This window comes from Streptomyces wedmorensis, from assembly GCF_000716445.1.
Classification (GTDB): Bacteria; Actinomycetota; Actinomycetes; order Streptomycetales; family Streptomycetaceae; genus Streptomyces; species Streptomyces wedmorensis.
On the sequence record NZ_JNWK01000111.1, the window covers coordinates 1 to 8,932 of the forward strand.

An 8,932-nucleotide genomic window follows, 5' to 3' on the forward strand; every position below is an offset into this window, starting at 1 on the left:
ATTGAGACGTCAGACATCTCGATCAACAGCCCGGGGGCCTCGCTCGTTTCGCTTCACGGACCGTCACCCGATCGGTGGCCACATCGAAGAAGCTCAGTGTGTCGGGACGAAGCCGGTAGTAGGTGAAGCGCCCGCAGGGTTCGGTCTCCACGGCGCCCGCTTCCCGGAGAACCCGGAGATGGTTCGACAGGTTCGTCTGTCGCGCGCCCGTCTCCTCGACGAGATGGGTCGTACAGAGCGGCTCACGGGCAAGCAGGCACACGACGCGAAGCCGAAGCGGGTCCGCCAGGGCCCTGAGCAGTTCCGCGTTCACCGACGTCAGCACGGCCCGATCGTGACACGCCGAACGCAACCAGTGTCAACTACCTGATTCCGAACCCCGTTACAGCGCAACCCACTTGGGGAGAAACAGGTGTCCCCGACGCCTTCCGTCCTGTTCGTCTGCATTCACAACGCGGGCCGGTCCCAGATGGCCGCCGCGTGGCTTCGCCACCTGGCGGGCGACCGGATCGAGGTTCGTTCGGCGGGCTCCGCCCCGGCCTCGGCGGTGAACCCTGCCGCCGTCGAAGCGATGCGCGAGGTCGGCATCGACATGTCCGCGGAGGTCCCGAAGATCCTCACCACGCAGGCGGTCACCGAGTCGGACGTGTGCGTCACCATGGGCTGCGGGGACACCTGCGAGGTCTTCCCCGGCAAGCGCCACCTCGACGGGAAGCTCGACGATCCGGCCGGGCAGGGGGTGGAGTCCGTGCGACCCATCCGCGACGCCATCAAGGCTCTCGTCGAAGGTCTCATCGCGGAGATCGACTCGACGCCGACGCACTGAGGCGCGGCCGTCAGCAGGGGGAGCTCTCCACGGCCCGCGGGAAGGCCCGCCCCCTGAGCTGCCGCAGAGCATCCCAGCGAATGGAGAACAAGGCCCAGGTCCCGCGCTGTTCGCGACGCAGAAGCCCGGCGGTGGCAAGGATCTTCAGATGACGGCTCACCGTGGGCTGCGCGAGGTCCAGCGACTCGGTCGGGTCGCAGACGCAGAGCTCTCCGGCCGGCGACTGGTCGATGAGGTGGGTGATCTGGAGACGGGTCTGGTCGGCCATCGCCTTCAACTGGGCCGTCAATGTCTCGACTTCGTCGCGGTCGATCAAAGTCCCCGGGGAGCAGGGCGCACACAGGTCCTTGGTCACGTCCTCGATCGGTATACCCGCCAGCGGAATTGACATCCGGACACCATGCGAGCCGACAAGATCGCACGGCGAATCCGGATGACGATTTCCGTCACCATTCACCATCTGTCCACCCGCATCGCCTCAGCGCAGGAGGGTGGCGATGGCGTGGGCGGCCTCGCGGGCGGGGCGGCCGACGCCGATGAGGGTGGCCGACGCGGGGCCGGTCCAGTCGCCGTACCCGAGAAGGTGGAGGCGCGGCTCTCCCACGGCCTCCGTCCCCCGGGTGGGGATGCGTCCCCGCGCTCCCCGGAGTCCGAGCGGAGCGAGATGGGAGAGCGCTGGGCGGAAGCCGGTGCACCAGATGATCACGTCGGCGTCCGCCTTCGTGCCGTCGGCCCATGCGACGCCGGTCCTCGTCAGGCGCGTGAACATCGGCTGCGCCTTGAGGAGTCCGGCGTCGCGGGCCTCACGCACGGGCGGGACGGCGACGATGTCGCCGAGCGAGGCCACTCCCCCGGTGTCGTCGCGTCCCTCGTCCAGGGCTCGGCGACGGGCGGTTGCGTGATCGAAGAGCACGCGGCCGTCGATGTCGTCCGCGAGGAACCGGGCGGGCCGCTGGGTTACCCAGGTCAGCTCGGTCCCGTACGCGAGATCGGCGGCGACCTGCGCTCCGGAGTTCCCGCCTCCGACGACGATGACCCGGAGTCCGGCGAAGGCGCCGGGGCCTCCGTACTCCACAGTGTGGAGCTGGCGCCCACCGAACGTGTCCCGGCCGGGGACTGCGGGGACGAACGGCCGCGACCACGTTCCGGTGGCGCTGACGACGGCACGGGCTCCCCAGGTCCCGGAGTCCGTCTCGACACGAAGGCGCCGGCCGTCGGGGCGGACCGCGCGGACCCGGACGGGCCTGTGGACGGGGAGGCCGTAACGCTGCTCGTAGTCGGTGAGGTAGTCGACGACATGGGCGGCGTCGGGGTACGTCTCCCCCTGCTGGGGCGGCATCAGGCGGCCGGGCAGGGAGGAGTACGCGGCCGGGGAGAACAGGCGCAGCGAGTCCCAGGTGTGCTGCCAGGCTCCGCCCGGTGTGGGCTGTGCGTCCAGGACGGCGAAGTCGAGGCCGCCGACGCGGCGCAGGTGGTACGCGGCGGCGAGTCCGGCCTGGCCGCCGCCGATCACGACGACATCGAGTGAGTCGGTCATCTCTCCGGCTTCCCTTCGTACGACGGCGCCCCGCCCGGTCGGAGGGGCGAGGCACCGTGAAGTGGTGTGACGGGTCACCGCCGGGCGGGGGTGAACTTCCTGCGCCAGGCCAGCGACACGTACACGAGCGCGACCAGGACCGGGACCTCGATGAGGGGTCCGACGACGCCGGCGAGGGCCTGCCCGCTGGTGACGCCGAAGGTGGCGATGGCGACCGCGATGGCGAGTTCGAAGTTGTTTCCGGCGGCGGTGAAGGCGAGGGTGGCGGTGCGGTCGTAGCGCAGACCGATGGCCTTGCCGAGCGCGAAGGTGCCGAACCACATGACGGCGAAGTAGACGAGGAGCGGCAGTGCGATCCTGGTGACGTCCAGCGGCTGCGAGGCGATGGTCTTCCCCTGGAGGGCGAAGAGGATGACGATCGTGAAGAGCAGGCCGTAGAGGGCCCACGGGCCGATCCTCGGCAGGAACGCCGACTCGTAGCTCTCGCGGCCCAGCTTCTTCTCGCCGACGCGGCGGGTGAGGAAGCCGGCGAGGAGCGGGATGCCGAGGAAGATGACGACGTTCAGTGCGATCCTCCACATCGAGATGCCGAGCGTCTCGCCCTCTCCCAGGCCGAGCCATCCCGGCAGGATGTCGAGGTAGAACCATCCCAGCAGGCCGAACGCGATCACCTGGAAGACCGAGTTCAGCGCCACCAGGACGGCGGCGGCTTCACGGTCGCCGCAGGCGAGGTCGTTCCAGATGATGACCATGGCGATGCATCGGGCCAGGCCGACGACGATCAGGCCGGTGCGGTACTCGGGCAGGTCCGGCAGGAAGATCCACGCCAGGGCGAACATCACCGCGGGCCCGAGGACCCAATTGATGACCAGCGACGACACCATGAGCTTCTTGTCGCCGGTGACGGCGTCGAACTTGTCGTAGCGGACCTTCGCGAGGACCGGATACATCATGACCAGCAGGCCGACGGCGATCGGCAGCGAGATACCGCCGATCTCGACCTTCGCCAGAGCGTCGTTCAGGCCGGGGATCAGCAGCCCCAGACCCAGACCGAGGCCCATCGCGAGGAGGATCCAGACCGCTAGAAAGCGGTCGAGTGTCGACAGCTTCGCGACGACCGAGGAGTCCTCTGCCGCGATGGGTGTCTGGGTGGGGCTCACGGACAGGTCCTCTTGTTCTCGGCGGCGGTGCGAGCGGACTCGGCCAGATCGGCGAACTGGCCGGCGAGCTGGGCGATGACGTCCGGCTTCAAGCGGTAGTACGTGAATCGCCCGCACGGCTCGGTCTCCACGACACCGGCCTCACGCAGCACTCTCAGGTGGTTGGAGAGGTTGGTCTGCTTGGCACCCGTCTCCTGGACGAGGTGGGTGGTGCAGAGGGTCTCACGGGCCAGCAGGGTCACGATCTGGAACCTGAGCGGATCCGCCAGAACCCGGATCAGTTCAGTATCGACTGACGTCATCATGGGCTGATACTGTCACATCACCAGCCACTGATACCAGCCAGAGCTGACCTCTTGGCGACAAGGAAGAACCACCGATGCCCACTGCTCCGCTCGCCTCCGTGCTCTTCGTGTGCGTCCACAACGCGGGCCGCTCCCAGATGGCCGCCGGATTCCTGAACCACCTGGCCGGCGACCGCGTCGAGGTCCGCTCCGCGGGTTCGATTCCGGGCGACCAGGTCAACCCGGCCGCCGTCGAGGCCATGGCCGAGGTCGGCGTCGACATCTCCGACCAGAAGCCGAAGGTCCTGACGACCGAGGCGGTCCAGGCGTCGGACTACGTCATCACGATGGGCTGCGGCGACGCCTGCCCGATCTTCCCCGGCAAGAAGTACCTCGACTGGACCCTGGAAGACCCCGCCGGCCAGGGCGTCGAGGCCGTGCGCCCGATCCGTGACGAGATCAAGGGCCTGATCGAGGGCCTGATCGCCGAGATCGACGCGAAGCAGGAGACGTGACCCCTTGACCGACTCGAACGCGGCGACCGGCGACGACGTCCGCGAGGTCATCGTCATAGGCTCCGGCTACCGCATAGGCTCCGGCTACCGCAAGCTCGGACTGCCGGGCGAGGACGAACTCTCCGGCCGCGGTGTCTCCTGGTGCGCCACCTGCGACGGGTTCTTCTTCCGCGACCGCGACATCGTCGTGGTCGGCGGCGGCGACACCGCCATGGAGGAAGCCACCTCCCTCACCCGCTTCGCCCGCTCCGTCACCGTCGTCCACCGCCGTTCGACCCTCCGTGCCTCCAAGGCCATGCAGAACCGGGCGTTCGCCGACGACAAGATCTCCTTCGCCTTCGACAGCGAGACAGCCGAGATCAAGTCCGAGAACGGCATGCTCACCGGCGTCGTCCTGCGCGACACCTTCACCGGCAAGACCCGCGAGCTCGACGCCACCGGGCTGTTCATCGCCATCGGCCACGACCCGCGCACCGAACTCTTCACCGGCCAGGTCGACCTCGACGACGAGGGCCATGCCAAGGCGGAGTCCCCCTCCACCCGCACGAATGTCCCGGGCGTCTCCGCCGCAGGCGACGTCGTCGACCACACCTACCGCCAGGCCATCACCGCGGCCGCTTCCGGCTGCCGGGCCGCGCTCGACGCCGAGCGGTACCTCGCCGCCCTCGCCGACAGGAACACCAAGGCCGCGGGCGTCTCCGTCACGGCGTGAAGCCGTCGACGAGATCGCTCCCCGGAGGCCGTCCCCATCGATGGCCTCACCCATGAACACCAGCTCCTGCCCGTCACGTTGGCGGACCTGACGGCAGGAGCTGGGTCTCGCGCGTATCACCTCACGCACAGCACGAAAAAACGATCCGCCACGGAGAGTGGCGGATCGATCTCATTCGTCCGCCTCACGCCGAAGCGACGGGGCGTCCCATGACCGCGTCCGCGGCGCTGGGGAAGCAGGCCACGCAAGCGACGTTGATCGTGTACAGCATCGAGGTGCCCTGGCGTTCGCGAAGGACGAACCGGACGTCCGCGAGCAGCTTCAGGTGGTGGGACACCGTGGACTGCCCGATGTTCATCCGGTCCACGATCTCTCCGACGCTCATGGGTTCGGAGGCCAAGGCCAGAAGGTTCAGGATCTGCACACGCGTGGGATCCGAGAGGGCTTTGAACCAGGTCGCATAGGACTCGGCGGCCTCTCGGTCGATCAGCCGGGCATTCATCGCACCACTCATGATCCATCGATGATATTCGATGAAAGAGCCATTCAGCAAGGCTCCTGACGATCTCCTGGCAGGCACGCCGTGGCGCACCCACGGAGGCCACGGCACCCTGGGCGATCCGGGCCTCCGGCCTCACAGGCGAGAGGGTGAAACGCTTTCGATCACGTCATTCGGGATCTTGCAGCGCATGGCGGCAGAGAACCGCCTCGGGGCGGTTTCCCTTCCACGGGTGACCTTCGGGTCGGTCCGCTGCCAAACCTCAGTCCATCGCCAATCAACGATTCTAGATGGAGGAGTGAGGAAGCGTCAGCCCGCTCCCGGCTCGCGAAGGGGGCAGATCGGCACACGTCCACGCACGACGGTGCGGGCCGTGGCCGGAGTCCCGGCTCCGGCCACGGCCCGCGGGGTACGGCCGGATCAGCAGCAGCTGCCGCCAGGGGCGCACTCGGACGCCGCGGCGGTGCTGTCGACGGGCTTGTGGGCGCGGACGATCGCGGCGTGGAGACCGTCGGCCGCCTCCTGGGTGAAGACGACCTCCGCGTCCTTCAGGCCCACCGCATCGAGGAGTTCCTTGTACTCGGAGACCGACAGGGCGCTGGCGATGCACTGGCTGTGCCCGCCGCGCTCGGCCCGCTCCTCGGGGCTGAGCCGGTCCTCGGCGACGACGTCGCTGATGCCGAGGCGGCCGCCGGGGGTGAGGACGCGCGCCGTCTCGGCGAAGACGGCCGGCTTGTTCAGCGACAGGTTGATCACGCAGTTGGAGATGATCACGTCGACGGTGTCGGCGGGCAGCGGGATGGACTCGATCGTGCCCTTGAGGAGGACGAGGTTGTCGACCTCGGCGTCCTCGACGTTGCGGGCGGCGAGGGCGAGCGTCTCCTCCAGGAAGTCCAGGCCGAAGACACGGCCGTCCGGGCCGACGCGGCGGGCACTGAGGATCACGTCGAGGCCGCCGCCGGATCCGAGGTCCGGGACCGTCTCGCCCTCGCGCAGCTCGGCGACGGCGGTCGGGTTGCCGCAGCCGAGGCTGGCGAGGAGGGCGGCGTCGGGCGCGGTGCCGGGGCCGATCTCGTCGTACGCGGCGGGGCCGAAGGTCTGCGGGTCGGGCGAGCAGCAGGCGCCGCTCGTCTCGGCCTACTCGGCCTTGGCCTTGTAGTACGCGCGGACCTCGTCTTGGAGGGTGCTCGTGGTGTTGTCGCTCATGAGCGGCGCTCCTTCTGGGTCAGGCGCCGGCGGGGGCGAGGCGGTGCACGGGGCGCGGGTAGGAGGGCTTGAACGACACCGGGGTGGTGGCCGAGGAGGTGACACCGGCGACGCCGTCCGCCGCCGCGACCGCCTCGGTGACGGCGGCGTCGAGGGCGTCGGGCTCGCAGGCGACGCGTGCGTTGACGACGGCGCGGCCGGTCGGCGCGGGCCCGGTGGCGGCGCGGTCGAGGGTGGGCTGCCCGCCGGACTCGGTGAGGCTGAGCAACGACTCTGCCTCGCCAGGGCCCTGGCTCTCGAACCGGCGGCCCTGCTGCTCGACGAGCCCACCAGCGCCCTCGACGAGCGAAGCCGCGACACGGTCGAGGAGTCCGTGGCCGCCCTGCGCGGCAACCGAACGGTCCTGCTCGTCTCCCACGACCCCGCACAGGTGGAACGCCTCTGCGACCGCACGATCCGCATCGACCTCCCGACCCCCTCCACCCCCTCCCCGGCGGCCTGAACGCTCGCCCGCTCCACACTCCACACCCGCTCGACCCATGGCCCGGCCCCTCGCGAGAAACCGCGACGGACCGGGCCTCACGTCTGTCACCCGACAGCTGGACCGAGAGCCTCCGCCTCTTCAGGCGCTCGGGCTCACCCTCGAACCGTCCGAAGGATCGCCACGGCCCACCACCCCCTCCTCCTGATGAACATGCCCGCCTGAGACGGACAGAGGGGAGGGTGTCGGCGCCACCGACGCACCGGTGCGCGGTCGCACCCACGCGTCGATAATTGCGTCATCATGCACATTCGCGAAGACGACCCACCACGGGCCTTACCCGACACCGCCCGATTCCCTACCTGCCGACTCACCAGGAGGTATCCGTGAGGATGCTGATCAACTTTCCCCAGTTTGGTGCGGCCGCAGGTCAGGGCCATGCTGTGGAGCCGATGGTCAGCAACCTCCCAGCATGAGTCAGGAGCGGTGTCCGTGGCGACCAAACTCATCCGCGGGATGGGCAGTTATTTCAAGACCTGCAGCTGCAAACGGCAGGGTGGCTGTGCGCACCTTTACGCTATCCGGTTTCGGGACGGAACGGGACGGCAACGAGAGGAGACGGGCTACCCGACACAGGACGACGCCCTCAGCCGGCTCGCACAGCTCTACAGCGAGAAGCGCAGTACTCCTGTGCAGCAGGCCGAGATGAAGCGCACGCTGGGAAAGCAGCGTTTCAGCGCGTACGCCAGTACCTGGCTGCCCCGTCAGCGCCACTTCGCGCCGGGCACGGTACGCACGGTGACTCAACTCCTCGACCGTCAGATACTCCCTGCCCTCGAGTCCCGCCGGATCAACAGCTTCTCACCGACCGTCGTCGACGACTTCATCATGTCGATGGAGGAGCGCAAGGTCGGTCTGGCCACACAGCAGAACGCCTTCGACACTCTCAAGAAGATCCTCCGGGACGCCCACCGCAGGGGCGGGATCGCCGACGACCCCTTCCAGGGCGTTGTCCCACCGGAGTACATCCCCAACCGAATCACCATCCCCATGCTGGAGGAGATCCACGCGCTCAAAGAGGTCGGTTCCAAAGGTCTCGTCGTCATCATCGATCTGATGTCCGGGTGCGGGCACCGGAACGGAGAGGCGTTCGCAGCCCATCTCGACGGCATGGTCGCGGACGACGTGTACCGCATCACCGAGCAGATCGAAGGAAGGACCCGCCAGCGCGCCCCGCTCAAGCACCGCAAGGCGGGCGAGTTCCGCGAAGTCCCCATGCCGGCCACGGTCCGGGAGTCCCTCCTCAGGTACGTGCATGACCTCGGTACGGACAAGAACGGCTACTTGCTGCGCACTCAGCGCAGCCCTTACTGGGGACACTCGACGCTCGACTATCAATGGAGCGCGGCCAGGAAGCGGGCTGGCATCAAACGGAAGCTGAACCCGTACTCCCTGCGCCACTTCTTCGCCTCGAACTGCCTGTCCAGGGGAATCCCCATCACCGACGTGGCCGAGTGGATGGGGCACTCGAACATCAACATGACATACCGCATCTACCGACATCTGATGCCGGCATCCATCGGTCGCGCAGCCAAGGTCCTTGAGGCCGGGCTCTAGGTCCTGTCCGGCCGATCAAGGCCGGCCCTAGGGGTTCTGCAAGGATGCTGGGATGCAGCACCTGCCGGATGACCCGTCGCTCCTGCCCGCCCCGT

The 8,932-nt window shown here is 68.4% G+C and carries 10 protein-coding genes and 2 pseudogenes; 5 read left to right on the forward strand and 7 right to left on the reverse strand.

Translation table 11 applies throughout. The annotated features are described in order from the left end of the window. Positions 1-22 precede the first annotated feature (22 nt). On the reverse strand, positions 23-325 hold the full coding sequence (locus OO54_RS40120; RefSeq protein WP_033212488.1) for an ArsR/SmtB family transcription factor: 303 nt from the start codon (positions 323-325) through the stop codon (positions 23-25). Between the two features lie 87 nt (positions 326-412). Here OO54_RS40120 and OO54_RS40125 point away from each other — a divergent pair, with 87 nt between their 5' ends. Continuing rightward, the gene (locus OO54_RS40125; protein WP_033212491.1) at positions 413-826 is read left to right on the forward strand and encodes an arsenate reductase ArsC; all 414 of its coding nucleotides are present in this window, start codon (positions 413-415) and stop codon (positions 824-826) included. Between the two features lie 10 nt (positions 827-836). Here OO54_RS40125 and OO54_RS40130 read toward each other — a convergent pair whose 3' ends face one another. From OO54_RS40130 to OO54_RS40145, 4 genes are all read right to left on the reverse strand, one after another. Further along, a complete protein-coding gene (locus OO54_RS40130; protein ID WP_234439336.1) occupies positions 837-1,181 on the reverse strand; it encodes an ArsR/SmtB family transcription factor in 345 nt (114 codons plus the stop codon). A gap of 123 nt (positions 1,182-1,304) precedes the next feature. Then, the gene (locus OO54_RS40135; protein ID WP_033212493.1) at positions 1,305-2,363 is read right to left on the reverse strand and encodes an ArsO family NAD(P)H-dependent flavin-containing monooxygenase; all 1,059 of its coding nucleotides are present in this window, start codon (positions 2,361-2,363) and stop codon (positions 1,305-1,307) included. Between the two features lie 74 nt (positions 2,364-2,437). After that, positions 2,438-3,523 carry an ACR3 family arsenite efflux transporter gene (gene arsB / locus OO54_RS40140; RefSeq protein WP_033212495.1) on the reverse strand — a complete coding sequence of 362 codons (1,086 nt, stop codon included), beginning with the start codon at positions 3,521-3,523 and terminating at the stop codon, positions 2,438-2,440. After that, positions 3,520-3,828 carry an ArsR/SmtB family transcription factor gene (locus OO54_RS40145; protein WP_033212497.1) on the reverse strand — a complete coding sequence of 103 codons (309 nt, stop codon included), beginning with the start codon at positions 3,826-3,828 and terminating at the stop codon, positions 3,520-3,522. Before OO54_RS40145 ends, arsB begins: the two co-directional genes overlap by 4 nt. 74 nt (positions 3,829-3,902) lie before the next feature. Between OO54_RS40145 and OO54_RS40150 the strand changes: the two genes are divergently transcribed. Continuing rightward, positions 3,903-4,322: an arsenate reductase ArsC gene (locus tag OO54_RS40150; protein ID WP_033212499.1), complete on the forward strand. Its 420-nt coding sequence runs from the start codon at positions 3,903-3,905 to the stop codon at positions 4,320-4,322. 4 nt (positions 4,323-4,326) lie between these two features. Beyond that, positions 4,327-5,034: pseudogene (locus tag OO54_RS40155) on the forward strand (NAD(P)/FAD-dependent oxidoreductase); the annotation flags it as partial. Between the two features lie 184 nt (positions 5,035-5,218). Here OO54_RS40155 and OO54_RS40160 read toward each other — a convergent pair. Next, positions 5,219-5,587 (reverse strand): ArsR/SmtB family transcription factor, encoded by a 369-nt coding sequence (locus OO54_RS40160; protein ID WP_234439337.1) that lies wholly within the window; start codon positions 5,585-5,587, stop codon positions 5,219-5,221. Between the two features lie 366 nt (positions 5,588-5,953). Further along, entirely contained in the window at positions 5,954-6,604 is a 651-nt protein-coding gene (locus tag OO54_RS42095; RefSeq protein WP_106970197.1) for a methyltransferase domain-containing protein, read from the reverse strand. Positions 6,605-7,004: 400 nt separating this feature from the next. Here OO54_RS42095 and OO54_RS48060 point away from each other — a divergent pair. Both OO54_RS48060 and OO54_RS40175 read left to right on the forward strand, forming a co-directional pair. Next, positions 7,005-7,241 (forward strand): annotated as a pseudogene (locus OO54_RS48060) (ABC transporter); the annotation flags it as partial. Between the two features lie 471 nt (positions 7,242-7,712). Then, the gene (locus OO54_RS40175; RefSeq protein WP_234439338.1) at positions 7,713-8,837 is read left to right on the forward strand and encodes a tyrosine-type recombinase/integrase; all 1,125 of its coding nucleotides are present in this window, start codon (positions 7,713-7,715) and stop codon (positions 8,835-8,837) included. Positions 8,838-8,932: the final 95 nt, after the last annotated feature.